Here is a 24334-nt window from a genome sequence, read left to right as displayed (position 1 = left end):
CTCAGGTGCCACTGATCACATGGACAATAAAGTGTTTGATGCACTGGTACTGCACCGTCACGCTATGCACTTTCGTCCATAGCGGCGGATTTTTTCTTGATATTGGACATGGCCTGCTGCTCGATATCCCGCAACTCATCCAGTGTCGCGGCCAGATCCTCCTGTTGCTGCTCAAGTTCCTCGATACGGCGGGTAACTTTGGCCAGTAACAGTCGCTGCTGCTCGATCTGCTCCGGGTCGACGTTATAGAGATCCAGGTACTCCCGAATATCCATCAGCGAGAATCCCAGACGCTTGGCGCGCAGAATCAGCTTCAATCGAGCACGATCACGATAAGTGTAGACCCTGGTTGATCCAACACGCTGCGGACTGATCAGCCCCTTTGTTTCATAAAACCGGATCGTACGGGGCGTTACGCTGAACGCCTCCGCCAACTCGGTAACTGTCAGTAACTTATCCATTTTCTACTCCTTGGAGCTGAAATATAGACATGCATAACGTATACGTCAACCTATTTACGTTAATGTCATACTGATCCCTAATACGTAACGCCACTACATCAATGCTGCCCATCCTTTCGGGCTTGGTGTATCCTAGCGACATTTTTTCAGGGGATATGACACCCCGACACTTTGTTCGCAGGAGTGCTGAAACGTGGAAATGGCCTGTCTCGACCTCGAAGGGGTGCTGATCCCCGAAATCTGGATCAACTTTGCGGAGCGCACCGGCATCGACGAACTTAAGGCGACCACCCGCGACATTCCCGATTACGATGTTTTAATGCAACAGCGTCTGCGGATTCTCAAACAGCACAATCTGGGACTGACGGATATTCAGGCGGTGATTGATGGCATGTCGCCACTGGAAGGGGCTCGGGAGTTCCTCGACTGGCTCAGAGAGCGATTTCAGGTAGTGATCCTGTCCGACACCTTCTATGAGTTCGCCGCCCCCATGATGCGTCAACTCGGCCACCCCACCCTGCTATGCCACAAGCTCTCCATTGATGAAAACGGCATGGTGGAGAACTACCACATCCGCCAGAAAGATCCCAAACGCCAGGCCGTCAAGGCGTTCCACAACCTGAACTTCAGAGTTATCGCTGCGGGTGATTCCTACAACGACACCAGCATGTTGTCAGAGGCGGACAAAGGAATTCTGTTCCGCCCCCCACAGAATGTTATTGACGAGTTTCCCCAGTATCCTGTCGTGACCGATTACACCGCCTTCCGGGATGCCTTTAAACAGGCCAGCAACCGGTCGCTCTGAGCCTGGTATTACAATTCCCGGGAAGTAATATTCAGTCGGTAATAGTTAATCGACTGATAGGATAATTGGCAATCTGGGATAAAGAGTACGCCCTGTCAGCCGCTACCTATACATGAATACAAACCGGGCTGGAAAAATCGCTGTCCCTTGCAGGGCAGCAGTACTGAATTGGATCGCATCCTCCACCCTCCCGGGTTGAGGATCCTTTCAGCATGAGGTATCCATCCCATTACCCCACACCCAAGCGTCCGGAGCGCTCAACCAGCCGGATCTGGCACCAGCAGTGACCGGCCTGATCCATCCTGCTCCGCCACCGGCAAACACCGATCCGGAAAAACATTATGAAGCGAGTTTCAGTGAACAGAAGTGAGAGCGGAAAAACAGTTATCATGCCCGCTACTGACTGGCGAAACCGATGTCCCGGCAGTCGGATTAATGGAGCGGATGCGCGACGATTTTCCACACTCAGGCTGGAGCCGGTTAAAAGCGCATACCGACACAGGCCCATCTCCCTGAAAAACAAGTGGAAAAACCGAGTGGATAGACAGCTATCTTTTTGTTTTTGAATAACCTAGTATGCTTTTATTTTATACAAAGGTAAGTGAGAACCATCCGCTTTTGAGCCGGAGTGCGCGCAGCACATGCCTCGCCTCACCGCCCGAACACCAGAGGATTGGGTTATGCCAACCGTGCTGATTCTAGATGACCAGACAATCAGTCTGATGATCCTTGAAGAGTTGATCCACTCTATCGACGAGAGCATCCACGTTGAGTGTTTTTCTGACCCGGTCAAGGCACTTGAATGGGCCAAACACAACAATCACGACCTGGTCATCACAGATTACAAGATGCCCAACATGGATGGCGTGGAGTTTACTCACTGGTTTCGCAAAATACCTTCCTGCACCGACATACCGCTGGTCATCGTCACCTGCATCGATGATAAAGCGATCCGTTACCAGGCGCTGGAAGCCGGCGCTACCGATTTTCTCTCCAAACCGATCGACCATTATGAGTGCCGGGCACGCTGCCGGAACCTGCTGCAATTGAGAAAACAGCAAGTCATTATCAAAGATCGGGCCCGTTGGCTGGAACAGGAGATCTCACGCAAAACCGAAGAGTTGCAACTGCGTGAAAAAGAGACCCTGCTACGGCTGGCGAGAGCCGGGGAATATCGTGATGAGGAGACCGGCGATCATGTGATCCGGATGGCCGACTTCGCCTGTCTGATCGCCGAATCTCTCAATCTGGATAAGGAGCTGTGTGAGGTGATTCGACTGGCTGCACCGATGCATGACATTGGCAAGATCGGCATTCCCGATCATATCCTGCTCAAGCCCGGCAAACTGAATGCCCGGGAGTGGAGCATCATGCAGACGCACACCCGCATTGGCTATGAGATCCTGCGCGACAGTACCTCCTGTTACGTGCAAGCCGGGGCGATAATCGCTTACGGCCATCATGAACGTTACGATGGCAAAGGTTATCCGCAGGGACTAACAGGTCAGGAGATCCCCATCGAGGCACGGATAGTGGCGGTTGCAGATGTATATGATGCGCTCCGATCGGAACGACCTTATAAAAGCGCTTGGTCACTGGATCAGACACTCGGTTATCTGGAAGCGCAGAGAGGTAAACATTTCGACCCGGATTGCGTGGACGCCTTTTTGGAAAACCTCGACAAAATTCTCACCATGCAAAGCCGTTCCGCGCATGGTCACGATAGCTTAAGCAATTAAATCGGTACTATGGATAGTCAGAACAACACTCACCGGCAAACTACCATGAAGAGACAGGACATTCTGGGTTACGGCACTGTAGTGGGAGTGTTGTGTATTGACCTGCTCATGCTAGTGGGAAACCTCCGGGTTGAGCTGTTGCTGCCTGCCTTACTGATCAGCATGATCGTCATTTACCGCACAATGACGCAGAAAGCCAAACAGTCCGGACTGACCCGGCCATCAGCACCAAAGAGCGTTGACGACAGCACTCACTGCACTGAAGAGAGCGAATCAGCCTCCGAACCGAATGCTGTTGCCCCACAACCGCGGGATAGTAAAACCGCCTCACTCAGCAGCATCCATCTGCTGATCCTGTCCGGAAACAAACGAACTCAGCAAGAGGTAGCCAAGTATGTGCAGGGGTGGGGGGCCAGGTTCACACAGGTAGAAAGCAGTATCCGTGCATTTGCCACCCTTATTGAGGCCAGCGATGCAGGCACCCCCTTCCAGGCCGTACTTGTCGATCAGAGCAGCCTGGACATGGAAGAGAGCCAGTTCGCCATCGCTCTTCGGGCAGAACCCTCATTGCAGGCACTCTACCTGATCCATTACGGCAACAGCACCCTTCCATCCCGCATCGAACAGCTGTACATGGCGGGATACTCCGGCATGCTTTCCACCCCGCTGGACAAGACCCTGCTGTTCAAAACGCTCCACAACGCCTGTGAAACCTCTGCGCACCATCATGACGTGGTGCAGTTGCTGGATCACTATGAATCGGAGAAACTGCTCCAGCCGCTGGATATCCTGATCGCCTGCACCAGTGCCAATGAATCGAGGAAAATCCACCGGATTCTGACCAACTCCGGGCACCAGGCATTTGTGGTGGACGATGCACCCCAATTACTGGATGCGCTGGATAATCACCACTTTGACCTGGCCATTCTGGATGCAGAACTACCCGATATTTCCGGCATAGAGGCGGTAAAACTGTACCGGTTTGCCCATCTCAGCCAGCCCTGGATACCTTTCATTCTTTTGCTGGATTCACCCAGTTCCCAGACGATCCAGTCCTGCGAAGCGGCGGAGATCAAACACCTGCTGGCCAAACCGATCTCACCCCCGCGCCTGATGGAAGCGGTCGCCCGGGCCATGGATCTGGGGGATGAAAACCACAACAACGGGGTCTTCGACTATCCTACCGCCCAGGGTTCGACCGAGTATCATGGCGACAGCCTGATACTCGACACCCATCAGTTGAACGGACTGACACGACTCGGAAAGAGAAAGGGGTTCCTGCTGGAGCTGATTAAGCAGTTCGAAAAGGAGAGCAGGGAACTGCTCCACAGCCTCCAGTTTGCCGCCGCCGGACAGGATATTCCCGCCATTCAGGAGTGTGGTCATAAACTGAAGGACACCGCCGGTAACCTGGGCGCCATGACCCTATATCGGATGGCGGTGCGGCTGAGCCGAATCGAAAGCCTTGACCTGAAGGCCGAAGTGGATGAATTGGTCTGTGACATTGACAATTGTCGCACTGCTACTATTCAGGCCTTGCATGAACACCTCGCTATGGGTAATAGTTCAGCCTACGAACAGGAATAAACATCCGCAGAGGGAAAATTGAACCCACTCCATCAAAAGCTTCGTAAAGCTGGCATACACCCATACGGCTCGGAAGAGCTACAACTGTATGAGGAGCGCCTGACGCGCTATTTCAATCGGGAATACCAGCGCGAAGCCGCCAAGAACCACTCCCTCGCTGCATTTGGAATCACCACTGACCAGGGCCCCACATGGGAAGAGACCCAGGACCTCATGTCGGTCCATTACGACCAGCCCCTCGGTTTTTTCCAGTCTTTTCTCGACAAGGATTACATGGCCTACTCCATGGCCTATTATGGTGAAACTCCGGAACAGATTCTGCGGTGCGACTACACCCTGGAGCAGGCCCAGGAGGAGAAATTCCGCCTCATTTGTGAGCGGGCCGAAATCCGCGGTGATGAAAAAATACTTAATATCGGTTGTGGCTTCGGCTCTTTTGAGGTCTACCTGTTCAAGCACTTCCCGGATGTGGAAGTCGTTACTATCACCGCCAGCAAAACCCAGGCGGACTATATCCGCAGCAAACAGCAAGACCCCGACCATCTGTTCAACAAGGCCAATCTGACACTGATTGAAAGCGACATCAGCGACATTCCGCCGGAACAGCTGGGTATTGAACGCTACGATCTGGTCATCTCGATCGCGGTGTTTGAACAGGTGAACAATCTGGATGCCATTTTCCAACTCATGGCATCACTATTAAAACCAGCCGGTCGGGTTTTCCTCCATCTGATCGTGTCGCAACCCGTATTCCCCCAATATTTCAATGCCCGGGAAACGCCGGTCGGGGCCTACTTTCCGGGCGGACGCGTCTGGCCGCACGGGGAGATGCTGAACCAGCAGCGCCATCTGACCCCGGAACTGGGCATCTACATCAACGGTATGAACTACTGGCGTACGATTGACGAGTGGCATCGCCGATTCTGGGCACAGATCGAACAGCTGCACGACACGTTGCTGTCGGTTGAGGATATCCGCTACTGGAACAACTACTTCAGTGTCTGCAAAGTGGTCCTGTTCGCTCCCCAGTCGGGCCAGTTCTTCGGCAACGGCCACTACCGATATCGCAAGCAGTAACCGCGAAGATAGAGCAGAGACCGCCATCGTGCATGGCAAGTGTGCGCCGTCTGTAACCACCCCGCTTTATGGCTGGTAACAACATGCCTGTTCAGCAGACAGTGACCATTACACCGCCTGCAGCACCTGGACCGCGTTCAATCCGCCAAAGGCGAACGAGTTTGAGATCGCCGCCTGAATTCTCTTCTCCCGGGCAGTATTGGGCACATAGTCCAGGTCACACCCCTCCCCTGGCCGGGTGAAATTGATAGTGGGCGGTATCACCCCATCCCGCAGTGCCAGAACAGTGGCAACAAACTCCAGGCCACCGGATGCCCCCAGGGCATGGCCATGCATCGACTTGGTAGACGAGACCATCAACCTGGCGGCGTGCGAACCAAACACCCGGTGTATCGCTTCAGTTTCCGTGCGGTCATTGGCCAGGGTGCCGGTACCGTGTGCATTCACATAATCTACAGCCTGAGGATCCATGGCGGCGTCCTTGAGCGCGGCCTGGATAGCCCGTGCCGCTCCGGCTGCAGAGGGATCGGTAATATGGCCCGCGTCCGATGACATACCGGAACCGGCAAGCCGGGCAAGCATTGTGGCACCACGACTCCTGGCGTGCTGCTCCGACTCCAGCACCACCATCCCGGCCCCTTCCCCCAGAACCAGACCACTGCGATCGGCCGAAAAGGGTCGGCAGTTATCCTTGGAAAGCACCCGCAACGCTTCCCAGGCCTTCAACAGGCCATAGGTGAAGGGTGCGTCCGTACCGCCCGCTACGGCAACCTGCACAACACCCGCCCGAATCAGCAAAGCAGCCTGTGCAATCGCATGATTGGCTGATGAACAGGCGCTGGAGACGGTAAAGACCGGCCCGGTGATCGCCAGTTGCATGCTCACCTGGCTGGCGGCCGCACTGGGCATGCCTTTCGGAATGGTGAATGGATGGGCGCGGGACTTTCCCTGTCGATAGAGCTGATCATAGGTGGCTTCGTCGGTCTCCTTGCCACCACAGCCGGTACCGATCACCGCCGCAGCGCCATCCAGTGCAGTTTCATCCAAGCCCGCTTGTGCCAGCGCCTCCTGACAGGCCATCAGTGCAAACTGGCTGTACCGGTCCAGGATCGGGAGATCCCGGGCGAAAAAACAGCTGCTGGGGTCGAACCCGTTGGCCTGGGCGCCCAGAGCAACTTTCAATCCCGAATCGTCAAACCCCTGCAGGGAGGAGATCCCACTCCGTCCCTCCTTTAGCGCAGACCAGAACTGGTCGGTATTGAGACCCAGCGCCGATACCGATCCGAGACCGGTCACTACCACCCGGTCATTCATGCATCGCCTTTCTCGCTCACTAACGACCGAACGCCGTCAACAATGTCCTGCACCGTCCGGAGACTCTCCAACTCATCATTGGGGACTTCGATATCACACACTTCCTCAACTTCGTAGACGATGGTGATGGCATCCAGGGAGGTCACCCCAAGATCCTGTAGTGATGTCTCCAGCGCTATGGAATCCACATCAATCATCTTCTGATTTGCGATCGCCGTTTTAACTATAGTTTCAATGTCTAAGGCCATGAGATATGCTTCCGAATAAGGACTGAAATAGGCTGGATTTGCTGTCGGTGACACGCCGAGCCACTGTATCATCACCCAATTATGAATAGCAATCCCACATCCATCTATGGCTCGCTAGAGAAAGGGCTCCGTAATCTCAGCCATCGATTAAACAGTCGACCGGACAGCGAGCACGAACAGGCCGCTGTTCGAGTGATTATCCAGGTCGTTCTGCTGGTCTATGTCATCGCTGCCGGTCCCTCGTCACCGGCGTCAGAGACAGATTGGTATTTCACACTCGCATTCATCACTTTTTTCATCATCCTCTCTTCATCCCTGTTTGTCTCTATCCTGGTCTGGCCGGACAGGTCGCCGATCCGCAGAACAATCGGCATTATCATGGATGTATCCACCTTCAGTATCGGCCTTGCCCTGACCGGTGAACAGGGTGCGCCCTGGTATGCGGTATATCTCTGGGTCACATTTGGTAACGGCTTTCGCTACGGTGAAAAGTATCTCTACCTCTCCGGGGTGCTGTCCGTGCTCGGTTTCAGTCTGGTCATCGCCTTCACACCCTACTGGAGAGAGAACCTGCCTCTCGGCATCGGTCTGCTTGCGTCGCTGATTGTTCTACCCGGCTACGCGGCAAAACTGACGAAACGTATTCACCAGGAGCGTCGTCGGGCGGAGGCGGCCAGTCACGCCAAGAGTGAATTTCTGGCCCGTATGAGCCATGAGATCCGCACACCGTTGAACGGTATTATCGGTACCGGTGAACTGCTCAGAAGCTGCGATCTCAAACCCCTGGAACAGGAGTACGTGGATACCATCTATACATCCGGGCACACCCTGTTGCGACTGATCGAGGACATCCTGGACATCTCCAAGATAGAGGCCGGCAAACTGGAGATCGAACGAACTCCGTTTGACCTCTACGCCCTGATCAACAGCACGGTAAAAATGCTTGCCCCACAAGTCAATACCCGGCGCGTCAAGCTATTCGCCCATATTGATCCCGCTATCCCGTTCCGGATGATCGGGGATCCCCTGCATCTCCGCCAGGTACTGATCAATCTGATCGGTAACGCGATCAAGTTTACCGATACGGGACGGGTGGAGTTGCGGTGTCTGCAGATAGGTGAAGAGCAGACAAAAAGGACCCTCCGCTTCGAAGTAATCGACACCGGTATCGGCATCCCCCAGGAGTTGCAGGACAAGATTTTTGAGAAGTTCACCCAGGCGGATGGCAGCACCACCCGGCGCTTTGGCGGCACCAGACTGGGAACCACTATAGCCAAACAACTGGTTGAGCTGATGGGTGGTGTGATCGGCCTGAAGAGTGATCCCGGCAACGGCAGCCTGTTCTGGTTCGAACTGGAACTTCAGGCGCAGGAGAAGATTGTCGGTGATGAGGAACTGGCACTGGTTCGCCACTGCCGGGTATTGCGCGTCTATCCACGGGAAGAGAGCAGCGAAACGGCCGTTACCCATTGCCTGCAGGGCTGGGGCGTGCAGATAGAGCACAGCCCGGATATTGCTGACGCCGCTGAAAAACTGAAAGACGCCGCAATCAGATCCCGCCCCTACCATCTGCTGCTGCTTGAACAGGTGTCGATTGATCAGAACGTAGTGGATCATATCGAGCGGATATTAAACAGCCAGGATCACCAGCAAACCTCCCTGCTGTTGCTCAATCAGCCAAATCAGTCACTGGAGTTACTGCCGACAGCGATCAGAGAGCGGCTGCAGATCCTGCATGAACCCTTAAACAAGGTCCACCTGTTCAACGCCCTGCACGCTTCCCAGGTCTCGGAATATGATGGCAACAGCATCAATCCGGATAAATCCCTGCTACCGGCCAATACGCCGTCCCATGGCAGCTTGGAAATACTGGTGGCTGAGGACAATGCAATTAACCGGCTGGTGCTGGGACGCATGTTGAAACAGGCTGGTCACCATTTCCAGGAGGTGAAAGATGGGCAGGAGTTGCTGGACGCACTGGAAACCCGACGCTATGACCTGGTGATTGTGGATATGCAGATGCCCCACCTGGGTGGGCTGGATGCATTCAAGATGTTCCGCTTTGCCCATCCGGACAACACCACACCCTTCATCGTACTGACGGCCAACGCCACCATAGAGAGTCGCAGGCAGTGTGAAGAAGCGGGCGTTAAATGGTTCCTGACCAAACCGATCTCCGCACACCGGCTGCATCAGATGATCCAGGTGGCGATAGCGGACAGCGGCCGGGAACAACTGCTGGAAGTGGTTGATGAACCGGCCGCAGTCCCGGATGAAGAATCCGTTCTGGATCTGAAGACCATCGAGGAGCTGTACCAGCTTGCCCCCAATCCGGGGTTTCTGAAACGGTTGCTGGAAAAGTTGCAACAGGACGGGAATCAGGTGATCAACAACATGTCTGAAGCGGTAGTTGCCAACGACCCGGCCCGTTTCAGCAGCGAGGCCCACGCGCTGAAAGGTTCGGCTGCCAATCTCGGCCTTATTCGTTTACAGGCACAGGCCCGACGTGCGGAGTTGATACAACAGGACCAACTGTCCGAACTGGGGCGAGAGCAAGTGGCCCATCTGCGAACCGCCTTCCAGCAAGGGGTCAGCGAATTCACCAGGCTGCTGGAAAATCCTCCCACCTCCCTGGGTCCGCGCCTGGAACCCGCTGGACTCGACACCAAACGGTCGAGCCAGTCAGGTCCCTAGCAGGTATTCTGTTAAGCGTGCCAGGCCTGATATCGTGGCCTGTTATTGTGAGGACAACTATCTCCGTTTAGTCTGCGGTTCATACGCTCCCTGCAGTCTAACCTTCCAACTGAATCAAATTTTCCCAATACAAAACCAACACAACAACGGATAGTGTCGACAGCTAATTCACTGCGCCATCTTCGCGCTGTTATCCTACGCGACTTTCCCTAATTTGTTCCAACGTGCTGTTTGCCCGGGGCATGGAACTCCAGCGTTTGTTCTGTGCATTAACCAGGTACTCCATCAGGCGAAGATTTTTATCCGACAACTGCATAGCCGTCTCCACCCAGATGTTAACCACATCCATCAACTCTTGGTAAGAGAGGGGGTTAAACTGCTCCACCACCCGTTCCAGGCCCTCAAAGCCGCTGCTGCGCACCCGTTGGTGACGGATAAATTCATGTACCGCCTCCACTCCCTGGCCATCTTTGACCACCTTGTCCACCACGCCCAGCTCAAAAAGCTCATCTGCTGTGTAGACCTTACCACTGGTAATGATGCGCTTGGCGATAGCGGGAGCAATACGGCGGGCCAGAAAACTGAACGCCCCCATGCCCGGGAACATACCGAACACGGTTTCCGGAAATCCGAATTTGGCGCTCTTTTCAGCGATCAACACATTGGCCGCCAACGCCGCCTCGAAACCGCCACCGAGCGTCTCACCCTGCACCAGGGCAATGGTGGTAAAGGGTAATCCATAGCCGCTGATCGAAGCGTAGAGGATGTCGATACAATCCTTGGCATAGGTCGCCAGCCGTTCCCGGTCACCCTGTCGGATCAGCTGGATAAACAGTTCCAGATCCCCGCCGAGACAGAACACTCCCGGCAAATCAGAACTGAGTATCTGATAGCGCAGTCGGTTCGGATCATTGGCGTCGTTACCCTTCCTGGCCATACTGGAAACCTGGTTCTGAACCTGCTGCAGATCCCGGATAAGATCGGTACTGATACAGGGTCGATCCGGAAAACTGAGCTTGGCCCATACGGCATGATATTCCGGATCAAACTCCACTTTCACATGGGTTAATTCACGGGGATCCGCCAACTTGACAATTTGCTGCTTCATTTCTCCCACTCCTAAATATTCTATAAAGTTAAACAGGGAATTCTCACAGCCCGACTTCTAACATCTCCCTCATTACGTTGACCCAACGATTAACTACTCCATAATGTCGGTCTTATGAGCAGAATCCCTGCGCAAACTTGCAATTACTATGCCTTGACATAGCCTTGACAAATTCACCTTGCTCGGTGAGTAAGATCATTTAAACACCAATGGGGAGATTACTCCCCTATCAATGGCGTAACCTGTGGACTCCCACTCGCTGCCGCACCAAATGATCCCCAAACGGCTGATTTCTGTGACCTATTCCGCCATAAATCAGACACTCCTTCCCTGGATGATCCGGCTCTACCGTCAAACAGCTGTCATCAGGCGCTCCCGGAGCCGATAATAAACACATACAAAACAAGGTATTAGCCTGGGCTCTGTGACGCCGGAGAGGAATAAATGACGAGATCAAACCGGCTGAAAAAGATACAGCGTGGCCGCTGTCTGATAATGGAGATCTATTTTTTGCCGGGCCTGACCCGGGCAGTAGGAACAGCCGTATGGGGGTCATCCGGCCAGTAGTGTTTGGGATAGCGTCCCTTCAGCTCTTTTCTCACTTCGGCATAGGTTCGCTCCCAGAAACCGGCCAGGTCCCGGGTCACCTGGATCGGACGCTGGGCCGGTGACAACAGATGCAGCATGACATTGACTGAACCACGGCAGACCGTGGGCGTCTCTTGCAGTCCGAACAGCTCCTGCAGCTTTACCGCCAGCACCGGTGGTTCCCCTTCCTGATAGCGCAATCTGCGCCGGCTGCCGCTGGGCATGGTCAGGCTGGCGGGTGCCAGCGTCTCAAGCTGCTGTTGCTGTTCCCAGGAGAGTTGACTGGTGAGAATGGCATTCAGCTCCAGTTGCTTCAGCTGTTCTCTGCGGCTGATACCGGTCAACCAGGGGCCCAGCCACTCTTCCAGGGAATCCAGTAGAGCCGTATCGGAAACATCCGGCCAACGGGTATCCTCCAGCCAGACACGTAGCGACATGACTCGTTGTCGCCACTGCTGGAGCGACTCACTCCAGGGCAGCACCGACAATCCCAGTTCCCTGATACCGGCCACCATGGCCCTCTGGGCGGCTTCAGGATCGATACGTTTGATCGGGCGCGTGGCCAGCAGAATGCGCCCCAGTCGCTCCTCTTCCTGTGCCACCACCGCCTGACTGCTACTGTCCCACTCGACCCGGCTGGCGATTTCGATGTGAGCTCCCTGCAGCTGACGGATCTGGTCAATCTGTATGGGGGCAGCCAGATAGGCCCGTCCTTCCCGCTTTCCGGCATCCAGGGACGCTACCACCAGATAGTCATGTTGGGACAGGGGGTCGTCAGCCGGCACCTGCAGGGCTCGCCCGGATGCCAGCAGATAACGGCCGTTCGATCCGGGACGCCGTTGGGCAATCCGGTCTGGAAAGGCGAGCGACAACAGCCCACCCACACTCAGGCGTTGCCCCTCGCCTTTTATCGAACCCAACGACCGACGCCACTGCTTTACCGCCCGATCGACGCGACGACAGATGGAACGATCCAGGTATGGGGTGCTTCTCGCATCAGTTCCGCCCTGGCGCCAGGCGGCCAGCTGTTGCAGACGCTCCTCGATATCAATGGAGTGGCTCACTCCCGACCCACGCTTGAGAATGTCCCGTTCTCCCAGCAGGCCGGCCAGATCCAACGCCAGATCCCGTTGATCCCCCGCATTCAGTATCAGATGGGCGAGCCGGGGGTGCAGTGCCAACCCCGCCATGCGGCGACCGACCGGGGTAATGCGCCCCCGGTCGTCCAGGGCATCCAGCCGTCGCAACAGCGCCTGCGCCTGGGCATAGGCACCGGCCGGCGGCCGGTCCAACCAGTGCAGCTCACCCGGATCAGCCACACCCCATAGGGCCAGTTCCAGCACCAGCGGGGCCAGGTCCGCCTCCAGCAGTTCCGGGGGTTGGTGTGGCACCAGTCGCTCCTGCTCGGCAGCGGTCCAGAGCCGGTAACAGACCCCGGGGCCCAACCGCCCGGCCCGTCCGGCACGCTGTTCTGCCGAGGCGGCCGAGACGCGCACCGTCTGCAGCCGGGACAGACCACTGTTGGGATCAAAACGTGGACGGCGGGACCAACCGGCATCCACCACCGTGCCGATACCCTCGATGGTGAGGCTGGTCTCGGCAATCGAGGTCGCCAGCACCACCCGGCGGCGGTTCGGCTGTGCAGTCAGGGCAGCGTCCTGATCGGCCCGGCTGAGATCCCCGTAGAGCGGAAACAGCTCCACCCCCGGGGGCAGACGCTGCTCCAGACTCCCATTGACACGGCGGATCTCTCCCGTACCGGGCAGAAAAACCAGGATATCCCCGGCTGTCTCGGCAACCGCCCGCAACACTCCCCGGACCACCGCATCATGGGAGTCCGTTGCCGGACGATCCAGGTAGCGAAGCTCCACCGGGAAACTGCGCCCTTCACCCACGACTACCGGCGCGCCACCCAGCAGGGTTGCCACTGCCCGGGTATCCAGGGTAGCGGACATCACCAACAGGCGCAGATCCTCGCGCAGGTTTTCCATCACATCCAGGCAGAGCGCCAGGGCCAGATCGGCATGCAGACTGCGTTCGTGAAACTCGTCAAATATGACCAACCCCACTCCGGCCAGCTCCGGATCCTGCTGCAACCGACGGGTCAGAATCCCCTCGGTAACCACCTCAATACGGGTACTGGGGGAGATCTCCCGCTCAAACCGGACCTGGTATCCGACCCGGTCACCTACCGTTTCACCACATAGCTGGGCCATGCGACGGGCCGCTGCCCGGGTAGCCAGGCGGCGGGGCTCCAGCATGATGATCTTCTTGCCGGCCAGCCAGGGCTGGTCAAGCAACGCCAGGGGGATCAGGGTGGTCTTGCCCGAGCCGGGCGGTGCGGCCACCACCGCAGCACGTTCCTCTGCCAGGGTCTGGCAGAGTTCGGGAAGCAGTCGGGTGACCGGGAGTTTAGCGTTAGAGTACATGCTCTGGTTCTGTTCGGGACGACAACCGCTTTTCAGCACAACAGGTGATCCTCTATCATAGCTCCCGTTTTCCCAGGGGTCGGACCATCCGGACCGGGGCGTGCGGCGAAAGCGCGGATTTTGCAGCTATTTTACAACGCTTCGCACCGGACTGGTCCATCCTCCGTCTTGTTCCAGGCAACAGGCCAAACCGAAACGGGTTGCCAACACCACAACCACTCCAGCCAAACAGGGCTTGGGCAAATAACAACCGACAGATCATGACAAAGTACAAAAGACCCTCCACCGCAGCCATCCGCCTGTTGCGTCAGCACCGGGTAAACTTTACAGACCACCCCTATCGCTACGAAGAGGGGGGCGGCACCCGGGTCTCTGCCCGGGAACTGGGCGTCGATGAACACCAGGTGATCAAGACCCTGATCATGGAGGACGACAAGGGCAATCCGCTGATCATGCTGATGCATGGGGATCGGGAGGTCTCTACCAAAACTCTGGCCCGGTTGATCGGGGTAAAGTCCATCACCCCCTGCCAGCCTGCGGTGGCGGATCGGCACTCCGGGTACCAGGTGGGGGGCACTTCCCCGTTCGGTACACGTAAGTCCATGCCGGTGTATTGTGAGGCGAGTATCCTGACGCTGGAGCGGATCTACATCAACGGTGGCAAAAAGGGCTATCTGGTCGCCATGTCACCGGACGATCTGCAGCGGGTACTCAATCCCACCCCGGTGTCCGCTTCACAGTAACCGGCTCGACCGATCGACCCGATCCGGAACTACGGATTATCCGGTTTACGGCTGGTCAGCACCACCAGCCCCAGGGCACCAAAGAAGGCTGCGATAATGGCGTTGGTCTGGCTCAGACCCAATCCCAATGCCGAGTAACCGGCGACCCCGGCACCGATGGCGCTGAAGGCGAGACTGCGCATGAAGCGACAGACCGGACAGGATGCGTTCCGACCCGCCATGGTCAGACCACCAGTTCCGCACGTTGCGGCTCACAGGTGACCGAGATATCAAACGCCTCTCCGACCGGGAAGTCCTGCGCCACAATCCAGATCTGGCTGAGCGACTCGTCCAGTTTCGGCAATGCCCGCAGGGTGTCGCGGGTACGCTCCTGGTCAAAGAACGCGAACGGCTCATCCAGAAAGATGAACTGCCGGCCGCCTTCGGTTCGCTGATTCAGCGCCTGTGCAAGCGCCAGTCTGAGGGCCAGCATGATCTGGCGTTGGGTGCCGCTGGAGATCTCCTCCAGATCCATAAAATCCCGTTTCTGACTGGAGAATACCCGTACCGTCAGATCGTCCTCGATCTGCAGGTGCTGATAGTTGTTATTGGTGAAGATCGGCAGGGTCCGGCTGACCGATCCACCCAGATCCCGGTTGAACTGCTGGGAGAGGTTTCGGCTCGCGCCGGACAGCAGGGTCAGGGCGTGCTCCCGCAGCTCGATACGACGCTCATGGTCGGCTCGCTGTTGCAGCAGGTCCTGGCGCACCGATTCAAGTTGTTGCGCATCGCTCCGGCGTTGCCGCTCCTTCTGCAGCGACATGCCGATACGTATACCCTGTTGGCGCATCTCTTCCGAGCGGGCCTGGATCGCCTCGATAATCTCCTCCACCGCCGGCTCCAGCTCACTGATGGAGATACGCTCCTCCCGTATGCGGGCCGGCATAGGCTGCAGTTCATCCCGAGTCATCCCATCTTCAGCCTCGTGGGATGACTCACCGCTCAACGGATTTTTCAGGGCCTGCTCCAGGGCAACTGCCAGCGCCTCGACATCGGCACCCTGGCGCCGCAATCTCACCCCCAGAGCTGCTTGCCGTATCCACAGCAGCAGAAACAGCAGCACAAAGCCCCCTGCCCCATAGAGCAGCCATGGCAGGTGCTGGGCGGCATCCCACTGGGGCAGGTAACGGCTCAGGGTTGAGGCAATCTTCTCGCTGTAGGGGTGGTCCGGTAATTTGCTCAGCATGCCCCAGGCCACTCCGCACAGCAAGGCGCCAAGCAGGGCCAGGAAACGGAAAACAGCCGCTCGCCCCCGTGCCCGGCGGGCCGCGAAACGTCTTGGCAACATCTCCCGATAACGACCGAAGGCACTCTCCAGCCCCTGGCCCTCCTCCTGCAGCTGCTCCTGCCGGGTCTGCAGGGCATGCTGCTCTGACTCCAGCTCCTGCAGCCCGGCGGGATCCAGATCCAGGGCTTTCAGGGCCTCATCCTGCTGGATAATCCGGTCCTGGAGCTGATCGATCGAGTCACGCTCCTGCTCAATCTCCTGCTCCAGTTCGTAGGCCACATACTCCAGGGTGGAAAGCCCCGCCATGCTCTTCACCGCCTGGCTATGGGGTTGGGGCGCGATGATCTCCCGCTGGGCAAGATAGTAGGACTCGATGAACTCATCGTAGCCATACCCCAGCAGGTCATAGATGGCCTCTTCCACCTCCACCCGCCCCCGGGCCAGCAACTGCTCATCCCCGTCCAACATAAACAGCCGCACACCGTGATTCCCATCCCGATCCAGGGTGCGGGTTATCCGGTAGCGGATCTGATCAGCAAGCAGGAACTCCACCGTCACACTGCAGGTGGGCTCACCCCAGCGGATCACTTTCTCCAGGTCATCCTCCGCCAGGGAGAAGGTGCGCCCGAACAACGCAAAGCAGATCGCCTCGCCAATGGAGCTCTTGCCGGACTCGTTGACGCCGGCGATGGCGATCACACCGCTGATCGGCAGCTCATGGAGTGCCAGCCGGGCATACTTGAGGAAGTTCTCCGCGACGATCTCAGACAGAATCATGCGTAACCCTCCTCTTCCAACTGACGGATCTTGCGCAGGGCCAGCTCCATCGCCTCGCTGTAGGTGGCTTCGTCAAAGGGTTCGCCGCTGTTGCGCCGGCGTTCGAATTCCGCTTCACAATAGGCGCTGAAGGCTTCAGAGGGGCGTCTGACCCGAATGGGTTCGACGTTACTGTGCTGTTCTTCTCCGGACATGCTGGTACTCCGACTCAGGCTTGCTGTTGTTATGGTCCGTTTTGCCTGCAACCAGGTTCTATCCACCCTTATGTATATGAGCAGGCCAGGTAACTCAGTATAGGGAGTCGCATATAAAATTGCGAGACAACAGACCGGCTTGGCATAGGATGCCCTCTGTCCGGCTCACTGCTGACGCGCCGCCGCCGGAAACGCACCACGCGGGATGGCCGATCGAGTCCGATACGGTTCCCCACCACCACGATCTCGACCTGTGGCGGTTTAACCGAGTGGCCGGAACCAGACCACCTGATCCTCCACATCCACTTCCCGCAGTGCCACAGAGAGACGACTATCAAGTTTCAGATCCTGGCGCACCCGCAGCTTGGTTTCCATGGCCAGTTCCGGAATCAGCAGGGTTGCCCGGTTATTCTCCATCTCCACCACCACCGCCTCACCCTGCCAGGTCGGATTGCGTTTCAGATGGATCAGCTTCCAGTGGGTATTGGAGAGTCTTTCGGCCCGCCGGATGGCCCCATTCAGCGGCTCCACCGCGGCAATCCGCTCGCCCACCTGCTTGAACGACAACAGCTCCCGGCCATCCAGGTGGGCACGCAGTTGCTGGTGAACCACCAGATCGAGATAGCGGCGCAGCGGGCTGGTGGTCCGGGTGTAACAGGTCAGTCCGAGCCCCGCATGCACCCCCTCCTGGGTGCTTGATCGGGAGGGTTTCATCTTGCGGCGATAGGCGTACATGGCGGCCAGCCCCTCCGGGGTCTCCACCTTATCGGGCGCGGGCTGGATGGCGAAGGGCACCGGGATGTTCTGGCTCAGGGCGTAATTTGCGATCGCTTCACCGGCCATCACCATCGCCTCGGTGACCATGTCGCGGCTGGCCATACGGGCCAGCGGGCGGATGCAGACCTGCCCGTCACGCACCCGGACGCTGGCTTCGGGCAAATCGATACTGGTAGCGCCATCCGCGAGGCGACGTGCCCGAAAACGATCCGTGAGGGCCTTGATGGCGGCAAATGGCGCGCTGTCCATGCGCTGGTTGATTTCGCCATAGGAGTGGCGGGTTACCCGGACCAGACTCTTGCAGACCTTCACATCGCTGATGCGCGCCGCTTCGTCCAGCCGCATACCGATGGATAACGCCGGTGACACCGGTTGCAGACCCAGCGCCAGTACCTGGGTCGCCTGCGGTGGCAACATGTGCACAATGCGTTCCGGCAGATAGAGATTAGCCCCACGACTGCGTGCCTCCTGATCAATATCCGAGTCGGGAGGTATCAGGGCCGCCACATCCGCAACATGCACCCAGAGGCGGTCTCCCTCCAGTGAGATGGCATCGTCCGGATCTTCACTCCCCTCGTCGTCGATGGCAAACGCCGGCAATCCGGTCAGGTCCTCCCGGGACTCCTCCGGCAGCGGTGGCAGGCCCAGCCGGGGATCTTCACAGGTGACCTGCTGACGGTGCGGATACGGGTTGTGCTCCTCCGGCCAGTAGCCCACCCCAACCAACATGCGGTGGGCATTGACCGGGGTCTCCTGGTGACCCAGCAACTGCAGGATACGGCTGTTTTCGCTCAGCCCCAGGGCCAGCTTCTCCACTTCCACCAGCCGTTCCCGGTCCTCGCTCTCAATCGCTCCCCGCTCCAGCCGCGCAATGAACTGGTTCCAGGCCTGCTCCGCCGCAGCCTTGGCCTCCCGCTCCTGCTGATCGGCTGCCACCTGTTCCGGGCTGCGGGCGCGGATCTGCTCCGGACTTCCTTCGAAATAGAGCCCTTCCGCCACCCGTGTCCAGGTCGCCCAGGCGCTGGCCGGTGTAAATTCGCCATAAATGAGCGATGCCAGCTCCTCCAGGTTGGTCTCCTCGCCATTCAGCAGCTCCCAGGCCTCGGTCAGCTCACCCGCCGGTTCCACCAGATCCTCGAGCCGCTCCAGCGGGCCCGGATGCAGAATCACGATATCCTTGGGGCGTACCCGCTTGCTCTTGCCACCTCCCAGGTCAATATCGATCTTGTCGCTGACCTGGACCACCCGGGCGGGACGAATCTTGTAGAGTGCCAAACTACCTGCTGCTGCTCTGAAAACTGACATGTGCTTCCTATCTCTGTTACTCGGCAGCAGAGTATAAACCGAGAATGGATGATTGACTGTTGTGTGGTGACACGAATGTTAAATCCATAGATCGAGAGTGGCGACCCCGAGCAGTCGGTATGTTACCCTTTGACGCACCAGATTCTGCTCAGCTGGATCTGAAAAAATTCAGTTGACCCAACCCCGGATCGGTTTACAGCGCTGATTCGAGGGGAATATATTCATCTTCAGCAATACAGCAGCCCGATGGGACAACCCATCCCAGGCACCCGAGGACCCAGCAACATGAATAGCCAGTGGAAAAGCTTTCTTGAATCCCAGTCAGCACAGATCTCTGCGGACGGTGAAGTCAGCTTCGTCTGCGATGATCCTTTCCCCCCCTGCGCCCTGTTCGATCTGTCCCACCTGGGACTGATCCGGGTATCCGGGGAGGACGCCCGGGACTTTCTGCAGGGTCAGTTCACCAATGACATCCGTGAAGTGACTCCGCAACACAGCCAGCTCAGCGCCTACTGCTCTCCGAAGGGCCGGATGCTGGCAAACTTCCGTATTTTCCTGCATCAGGATGACTACATCCTGCAGATGCCCCGGGACACACACGCCGTGGTTCTGAAACGTCTGCCCATGTTTGTTTTAATCGCCAAGGCCAAGGTGACCGACGCCAGCGACGAACTGGTTAGCATCGGCCTGGCCGGTGACTGCGCCGAGGCGCTGTTGCGGAAGCAGGTGGAGAACGTTCCGGCACAACCGGGTGAAGTGACCCGGCAGGGCGAGCTTACCCTGATCAGAGTCCCCGGCGAGCCGGCCCGTTTCCAGGTCTGCGGTACAGCGGAGGGGATATCCACCCTCTGGCAGGAGCTGGCAAAAGAGGGCCAACCGGCCAATCGGGATTACTGGTCACTTCTGGATATCCGCGCCGGTATCCCCACCGTTCGCCAGCAGACCGTGGAGGCCTTTGTACCCCAGATGACCAACATGCAGCAGATTGATGGGGTCAGCTTCACCAAGGGCTGCTACACCGGTCAGGAGGTGGTGGCCCGCATGAAATATCTGGGCAAGCTGAAACGGCGTATGTACCTGGCCTCCGTGGACTCCGATACCAGACCCCAGCCCGGCGACGAGCTGTTTGCACCCGGCAGTGCTTCCGGCCAGGGCGCCGGCAAGGTGGTCAACGCCAGCCCCTCACCAAAAGGGGGCTTTGAACTTCTGGTTGTGGCCGAGATCAAGAGTTTCGAAGAGAACAATCTGCATCTGCAAGGTGACAGCGGACCAAAACTGACCCCTTCTACGCTTCCTTACGGATTTGAGGAAGCCTGAAACCAGTGCAGTTTACTGTTCAAGTATCGGGCGGATTATCCGCTATAGTAATTAATATCAACACCAGCGGCATCCACTGAACCTGACCGGGTGGTAATCGACCCGGCGGACTCAGTGGATGCTGCTACCTAAGGGACTGAAGAATACATATGATCGGCAAAGCTGAATTTTTTGAATCGCTACAGGCAGCCATCAAAGAGAACAAGATCACTCTGCCGACACTTCCCGAAGTCGCCCTGAAAGTGCGGGATGCGGTCGAGCAGGAAAACGTCAGCGCGCAAGAGATTGCGGATATGGTGGTCACTGATGCCGCACTCTCCGCACGTCTCCTGCAGGTCGCCAACAGCCCGCTCTATCGCGGTCGGGTACCCATCGAGAGCATTCAGATGGCGGTTACCCGGCTGGGCTACAAACTGGTCCGCAGCCTGGTGGTCACTCTGGCCATGCAGCAGATGTTCCAGGCCACTTCCGATGCCCTGGACACCCGGTTACGGGACATGTGGGAGCAGAGCGTGGAGATCGCGGCCATCTGTCGGGTACTGGCCCAGAACCTGCCACACCTGGACAGGGAACAGGCCATGCTGGCCGGCCTGATCCACAACATTGGTGCCCTGCCGGTCCTCACCTGGGCTGAATCTTTCCCGGAACTGATGGAGGATGAGGCGTCACTGGATCAGATGGTCACTGAACTGACCGCTGAAGTGGGCACCCAGATTCTTAAATTCTGGGGCTTCCCGGAGACCCTGGTCAAAGTCGCCGCCGAAGCGCAGAACCTGAACTATGACAGCGGCCCCCAGGCCGATTATGTCGACGTGGTGATAGTCTCCCGATTACAGGCAGCACCCGCTGACAGCGCAGGCGGGATGGCGGAGTGGATCAATGTGCCGGCTTTCCAGAAAGTGGGACTGGATCCGGAAGTGGAGTTGATAGAGATCGAGGGTGTGGCGGAGGATATCGAATCCGTACAGGACGCTTTTCGCTAGTTCCGGAGACAGAGAGCCCCCCGTCCAATGATCAAGTAAACCCGTGTCGGCATCCACGCCGCCGACACGGACCATTCACCACCCGCTGCCCCCTTATTCCGCCCGCATGTGCGGGAACAGCAGTACATCCCGGATTGACGGGGAGTCGGTAAACAGCATCACCAACCGATCGATACCGATACCTTCACCGGCGGTGGGTGGCAGGCCGTGCTCCAGGGCACGCACATAGTCGGCGTCGAAGTGCATCGCCTCATCGTCCCCCGCCTCTTTCTCCTCCACCTGCATACGGAAGCGTTCCGCCTGATCCTCGGCATCATTCAACTCGGAGAATCCGTTGGCAATCTCACGGCCACCGACAAAGAACTCGAAACGGTCGGTAACAAACGGGTCCTCATCGTTGCGCCGTGCCAGCGGTGACACTTCGGTGGGATAGGCGGTAATGAAGGTGGGATTCATCAGGCGATGCTCCACGGTCTTCTCAAAGATCTCGATCTGCACCTTGCCCAGACCATAACCAGGCTTCAGGGGAATATCCAGGGTGTCAGCCAGGGCGCGCGCCTGTTCCAGGTCATCCAACTGCTCGGGACGGATATCCGGATTGAAGTGGAGAATAGACTCCCGCACCGACATACGGCTGAACGGCTGGCCAAAGTCGTAACTCTCGCCCTGATACTGGATCACCGTATCGCCCAGAATATCCCGCGCCAGACCCCGCAACATATCCTCGGTGAGATCCATCAGGTCATTGTAATCGGCATAGGCCTGGTAGAACTCAAGCATGGTGAATTCCGGATTGTGCCGGGTGGAGAGTCCTTCGTTGCGGAAATTACGGTTGATCTCGTAGACCCGCTCGAAACCGCCCACCACCAGCCGTTTCAGATACAGCTCCGGGGCAATACGCAGGAACAGTTCCATATCCAGGGCGTTGTGGTGGGTGACGAACGGCCGGGCAGTTGCACCGCCGGGAATGGCCTGCATCATGGGGGTCTCCACCTCCATGAAATCCCTCCGGTTCAGATAGTCACGGATATACTGGATCATGCGGGTGCGCATACGGAAAGTGTCCCGGGAAGACTCGCTCATGATCAGATCCAGATAGCGTTGGCGATAGCGCTGCTCCTGATCGGTCAGACCGTGGAACTTTTCCGGCAACGGCCGTAGCGACTTGGTCAGCAGGGCCAACTTATCACAGCGCACCGAGAGCTCACCGGTCTTGGTCTTGAAGAGCTGCCCCTCCGCACCGATGATGTCCCCCACATCCCACTCTTTCTTGAAGATATTGTTGTAATACCCCTCTGGCAGCGCGTCGCGCTGGATAAACAGCTGGATCCGCCCAGACATGTCCTGCAGGTGAGCAAAACTGGCTTTGCCCATGATCCGGCGGCTCATCAGGCGACCGGCCACCTGCACCCGTACAGCCAGATCCTCAAGCTCTTCGGCACTCTTCTCGCCATACTCCGCGTGCAACTCGCCGGCCACCACGTTACGCCGAAAGTCGTTGGGAAAGGCGTTGCCCCGCTGGCGAATCTGGGCCAGCTTTTCGCGGCGCTGGGCAATCAGCTTGTTTTCGTCCTGGATCTGTTCACTCATGATTAAAACTCGTTGGTTATTCCGTTGCGCCGGCCCATGCCGAACGCTTGATAAAAAACAGGCCGATCACCAATGATGCTGCCGACCGGGTCGAAACCGGAGGACGATCCCACAAGTGGAAAGGAATCGGCAAAGCCAAATTGCGGCCTGAAGTGCTGTTTGTCCCGGCCAAATGGATTAAAAATCAGAGCCCGCTCTTCAGGCTCGCCTCAAGGAAAATATCCAGTCCGCCATCCAGAACGGCCTGGGTATTGCCGGTCTCCACTCCGGTGCGCAGATCCTTGATACGGGATTGATCCAGCACGTAGGAGCGGATCTGACTACCCCAACCGATATCGGATTTACTCTCCTCAAGCACCTGTTGATCGGCGCTGCGTTTCTGGATCTCCAGCTCGTAGAGTTTCGCCTTGAGCTGTTTCATCGCCTGATCTTTGTTCTTATGCTGGGAACGGTCATTCTGGCACTGCACCACAATACCGGTCGGGTTATGGGTGATCCGGACAGCCGACTCGGTTCGGTTGACGTGCTGACCACCGGCGCCGCTGGCGCGGTAGACGTCGATACGCAGGTCCGCCGGATTGATATCGATCTCGATCGAATCGTCGATCTCCGGGGCCACAAACACCGCGGCGAAAGAGGTGTGACGCCGGTTACCGGAATCGAACGGTGATTTGCGTACCAGGCGGTGGACACCGATCTCGGTGCGCAGCCAGCCGAAAGCGAACTCCCCCTCGAAACGGATGGTGGCCGACTTGATACCCGCCACTTCGCCCGGCGACACCTCCATCAGGTCGGTCTTGAATCCCCGGTGTTCACCCCAGCGCAGATACATGCGCAACAGCATTTCAGCCCAGTCCTGCGCCTCGGTTCCGCCGGAACCGGCCTGGATATCCAGAAAGGCGTTGGCGGCATCCATCTCACCGGAGAACATACGCCGGAACTCCAGTTCCGCCACCTGCTTCTCATAGGTCTCCAGGTCTGCCACCACCGAGTCCACGGCCTCATCATCGCCCTCTTCGACAGCCATCTCCAGCAGGTCACTGGCATCGTCCAGGCCACTGGAGAGGCTATCCAGGGTAACCACAATGGCCTCCAGGGCGGAGCGCTCCTTGCCGAGCGACTGAGCGTGCTCGGGATCCCCCCAAATATCGGGATCTTCAAGTTCCCGCAGGACCTCGGTCAGACGCTCCTGCTTGCTGTCATAGTCAAAGGTACCCCCTAAGGGACTCGGAGCGCCCTCGTAATTCACTGATTTTATTAGTGATGGGATTCAGATCCTGCATGGTCTACCTCGCACGAAACGGAGGCCGAATATTACACCAGAATGGCTA

19 protein-coding genes are annotated in these 24334 nt (G+C 57.5%); 8 read left to right on the top strand and 11 right to left on the bottom strand.

Annotated features, from left to right (window positions below):
• Nucleotides 1-62: 62 nt before the first annotated feature.
• Entirely contained in the window at nucleotides 63-461 is a 399-nt protein-coding gene (locus tag AAY24_RS02075; protein ID WP_046858271.1) for a MerR family transcriptional regulator, read from the bottom strand.
• A 199-nt stretch (nucleotides 462-660) separates the two neighbouring features.
• On the opposite strand from AAY24_RS02075, the gene thrH reads away from it, so the two are divergent.
• The 4 genes from thrH to AAY24_RS02055 all read left to right on the top strand — a co-directional run bounded on the left by thrH (nucleotide 661) and on the right by AAY24_RS02055 (nucleotide 5669).
• The gene (gene thrH / locus AAY24_RS02070; protein WP_335337233.1) at nucleotides 661-1266 is read left to right on the top strand and encodes a bifunctional phosphoserine phosphatase/homoserine phosphotransferase ThrH; all 606 of its coding nucleotides are present in this window, start codon (nucleotides 661-663) and stop codon (nucleotides 1264-1266) included.
• A gap of 680 nt (nucleotides 1267-1946) precedes the next feature.
• Nucleotides 1947-3005, top strand: coding sequence for a response regulator (locus AAY24_RS02065; protein WP_082116990.1), 1059 nt, complete (start codon nucleotides 1947-1949; stop codon nucleotides 3003-3005).
• Nucleotides 3006-3050: 45 nt separating this feature from the next.
• Nucleotides 3051-4592, top strand: a complete 1542-nt coding sequence (locus tag AAY24_RS02060; RefSeq protein WP_046858268.1) for a response regulator — start codon at nucleotides 3051-3053, stop codon at nucleotides 4590-4592.
• Between the two features lie 18 nt (nucleotides 4593-4610).
• Complete coding sequence (locus AAY24_RS02055) at nucleotides 4611-5669, top strand: SAM-dependent methyltransferase (RefSeq protein ID WP_052761002.1); 1059 nt, start codon at nucleotides 4611-4613, stop codon at nucleotides 5667-5669.
• 108 nt (nucleotides 5670-5777) lie between these two features.
• Here the strand turns inward: AAY24_RS02055 and AAY24_RS02050 are convergent, their stop codons facing one another.
• Nucleotides 5778-6983 carry a beta-ketoacyl-[acyl-carrier-protein] synthase family protein gene (locus AAY24_RS02050; RefSeq protein ID WP_046858267.1) on the bottom strand — a complete coding sequence of 402 codons (1206 nt, stop codon included), beginning with the start codon at nucleotides 6981-6983 and terminating at the stop codon, nucleotides 5778-5780.
• A complete protein-coding gene (locus AAY24_RS02045; RefSeq protein ID WP_234422230.1) occupies nucleotides 6980-7180 on the bottom strand; it encodes an acyl carrier protein in 201 nt (66 codons plus the stop codon). The genes AAY24_RS02050 and AAY24_RS02045 overlap by 4 nt, the downstream gene beginning before the upstream one ends.
• A gap of 132 nt (nucleotides 7181-7312) precedes the next feature.
• Here AAY24_RS02045 and AAY24_RS02040 point away from each other — a divergent pair, with 132 nt between their 5' ends.
• Nucleotides 7313-9925 (top strand): ATP-binding protein, encoded by a 2613-nt coding sequence (locus AAY24_RS02040; RefSeq protein WP_082116988.1) that lies wholly within the window; start codon nucleotides 7313-7315, stop codon nucleotides 9923-9925.
• A 190-nt stretch (nucleotides 9926-10115) separates the two neighbouring features.
• Here AAY24_RS02040 and AAY24_RS02035 read toward each other — a convergent pair whose 3' ends face one another.
• Nucleotides 10116-11033, bottom strand: a complete 918-nt coding sequence (locus AAY24_RS02035) for a crotonase/enoyl-CoA hydratase family protein (RefSeq protein WP_046858265.1) — start codon at nucleotides 11031-11033, stop codon at nucleotides 10116-10118.
• A gap of 503 nt (nucleotides 11034-11536) precedes the next feature.
• The gene (gene hrpB, locus AAY24_RS02030) at nucleotides 11537-14050 is read right to left on the bottom strand and encodes an ATP-dependent helicase HrpB (RefSeq protein ID WP_046860938.1); all 2514 of its coding nucleotides are present in this window, start codon (nucleotides 14048-14050) and stop codon (nucleotides 11537-11539) included.
• Between the two features lie 260 nt (nucleotides 14051-14310).
• Between hrpB and ybaK the strand changes: the two genes are divergently transcribed.
• On the top strand, nucleotides 14311-14793 hold the full coding sequence (ybaK, locus tag AAY24_RS02025) for a Cys-tRNA(Pro) deacylase (RefSeq protein WP_046858264.1): 483 nt from the start codon (nucleotides 14311-14313) through the stop codon (nucleotides 14791-14793).
• 29 nt (nucleotides 14794-14822) lie between these two features.
• Here the strand turns inward: ybaK and AAY24_RS02020 are convergent, their stop codons facing one another.
• The 4 genes from AAY24_RS02020 to AAY24_RS02005 all read right to left on the bottom strand — a co-directional run bounded on the left by AAY24_RS02020 (nucleotide 14823) and on the right by AAY24_RS02005 (nucleotide 19113).
• Nucleotides 14823-15014 (bottom strand): hypothetical protein, encoded by a 192-nt coding sequence (locus AAY24_RS02020; RefSeq protein WP_046858263.1) that lies wholly within the window; start codon nucleotides 15012-15014, stop codon nucleotides 14823-14825.
• A 2-nt stretch (nucleotides 15015-15016) separates the two neighbouring features.
• Nucleotides 15017-16837 carry an AAA family ATPase gene (locus AAY24_RS02015; protein WP_046858262.1) on the bottom strand — a complete coding sequence of 607 codons (1821 nt, stop codon included), beginning with the start codon at nucleotides 16835-16837 and terminating at the stop codon, nucleotides 15017-15019.
• A complete protein-coding gene (locus AAY24_RS02010) occupies nucleotides 16834-17031 on the bottom strand; it encodes a hypothetical protein (protein ID WP_046858261.1) in 198 nt (65 codons plus the stop codon). Before AAY24_RS02010 ends, AAY24_RS02015 begins: the two co-directional genes overlap by 4 nt.
• A gap of 261 nt (nucleotides 17032-17292) precedes the next feature.
• A complete protein-coding gene (locus AAY24_RS02005) occupies nucleotides 17293-19113 on the bottom strand; it encodes an RNB domain-containing ribonuclease (protein ID WP_046858260.1) in 1821 nt (606 codons plus the stop codon).
• Nucleotides 19114-19398: 285 nt separating this feature from the next.
• Between AAY24_RS02005 and ygfZ the strand changes: the two genes are divergently transcribed.
• Together ygfZ and AAY24_RS01995 are read left to right on the top strand one after the other, a co-directional pair.
• Nucleotides 19399-20430: a CAF17-like 4Fe-4S cluster assembly/insertion protein YgfZ gene (gene ygfZ, locus AAY24_RS02000; protein WP_046858259.1), complete on the top strand. Its 1032-nt coding sequence runs from the start codon at nucleotides 19399-19401 to the stop codon at nucleotides 20428-20430.
• A 149-nt stretch (nucleotides 20431-20579) separates the two neighbouring features.
• Entirely contained in the window at nucleotides 20580-21413 is an 834-nt protein-coding gene (locus AAY24_RS01995; RefSeq protein ID WP_046858258.1) for an HDOD domain-containing protein, read from the top strand.
• 93 nt (nucleotides 21414-21506) lie between these two features.
• Here the strand turns inward: AAY24_RS01995 and lysS are convergent, their stop codons facing one another.
• Both lysS and prfB read right to left on the bottom strand, forming a co-directional pair.
• Nucleotides 21507-23003 (bottom strand): lysine--tRNA ligase, encoded by a 1497-nt coding sequence (gene lysS, locus AAY24_RS01990; RefSeq protein WP_046858257.1) that lies wholly within the window; start codon nucleotides 23001-23003, stop codon nucleotides 21507-21509.
• Between the two features lie 184 nt (nucleotides 23004-23187).
• Nucleotides 23188-24286 (bottom strand): peptide chain release factor 2 gene (gene prfB, locus AAY24_RS01985; RefSeq protein ID WP_199930464.1). Its coding sequence is split into 2 segments (ribosomal slippage): nucleotides 23188-24210 and nucleotides 24212-24286, totalling 1098 coding nucleotides; the frame shifts between segments, so codons are not numbered across the junction.
• Nucleotides 24287-24334 lie beyond the last annotated feature (48 nt).

The organism is Sedimenticola thiotaurini (genome assembly GCF_001007875.1).
In the GTDB taxonomy this organism is placed as follows: domain Bacteria; phylum Pseudomonadota; class Gammaproteobacteria; order Chromatiales; family Chromatiaceae; genus Sedimenticola; species Sedimenticola thiotaurini.
The sequence above is the reverse complement of the archived record's forward strand: the minus strand, read 5'-3'. Positions and strand labels throughout refer to the sequence as shown.

Excerpts from the sequence above, each read along its gene's own strand:
- AAY24_RS02005 (WP_046858260.1), bottom strand. The coding sequence starts at position 19,113 with ATGTCAGTTTTCAGAGCAGCAGCAGGTAGTTTGGCACTCTACAAGATT.
- thrH (WP_335337233.1), top strand. The coding sequence starts at position 661 with ATGGCCTGTCTCGACCTCGAAGGGGTGCTGATCCCCGAAATCTGGATC.
- AAY24_RS02060 (WP_046858268.1), top strand. The coding sequence starts at position 3,051 with ATGAAGAGACAGGACATTCTGGGTTACGGCACTGTAGTGGGAGTGTTG.
- AAY24_RS02065 (WP_082116990.1), top strand. The coding sequence starts at position 1,947 with ATGCCAACCGTGCTGATTCTAGATGACCAGACAATCAGTCTGATGATC.
- AAY24_RS02075 (WP_046858271.1), bottom strand. The coding sequence starts at position 461 with ATGGATAAGTTACTGACAGTTACCGAGTTGGCGGAGGCGTTCAGCGTA.
- ygfZ (WP_046858259.1), top strand. The coding sequence starts at position 19,399 with ATGAATAGCCAGTGGAAAAGCTTTCTTGAATCCCAGTCAGCACAGATC.
- AAY24_RS01995 (WP_046858258.1), top strand. The coding sequence starts at position 20,580 with ATGATCGGCAAAGCTGAATTTTTTGAATCGCTACAGGCAGCCATCAAA.
- AAY24_RS02045 (WP_234422230.1), bottom strand. The coding sequence starts at position 7,180 with ATGATTGATGTGGATTCCATAGCGCTGGAGACATCACTACAGGATCTT.
- ybaK (WP_046858264.1), top strand. The coding sequence starts at position 14,311 with ATGACAAAGTACAAAAGACCCTCCACCGCAGCCATCCGCCTGTTGCGT.
- AAY24_RS02020 (WP_046858263.1), bottom strand. The coding sequence starts at position 15,014 with ATGGCGGGTCGGAACGCATCCTGTCCGGTCTGTCGCTTCATGCGCAGT.
- lysS (WP_046858257.1), bottom strand. The coding sequence starts at position 23,003 with ATGAGTGAACAGATCCAGGACGAAAACAAGCTGATTGCCCAGCGCCGC.
- AAY24_RS02015 (WP_046858262.1), bottom strand. The coding sequence starts at position 16,837 with ATGATTCTGTCTGAGATCGTCGCGGAGAACTTCCTCAAGTATGCCCGG.
- AAY24_RS02050 (WP_046858267.1), bottom strand. The coding sequence starts at position 6,983 with ATGAATGACCGGGTGGTAGTGACCGGTCTCGGATCGGTATCGGCGCTG.
- hrpB (WP_046860938.1), bottom strand. The coding sequence starts at position 14,050 with ATGTACTCTAACGCTAAACTCCCGGTCACCCGACTGCTTCCCGAACTC.
- AAY24_RS02010 (WP_046858261.1), bottom strand. The coding sequence starts at position 17,031 with ATGTCCGGAGAAGAACAGCACAGTAACGTCGAACCCATTCGGGTCAGA.
- AAY24_RS02040 (WP_082116988.1), top strand. The coding sequence starts at position 7,313 with ATGAATAGCAATCCCACATCCATCTATGGCTCGCTAGAGAAAGGGCTC.
- AAY24_RS02035 (WP_046858265.1), bottom strand. The coding sequence starts at position 11,033 with ATGAAGCAGCAAATTGTCAAGTTGGCGGATCCCCGTGAATTAACCCAT.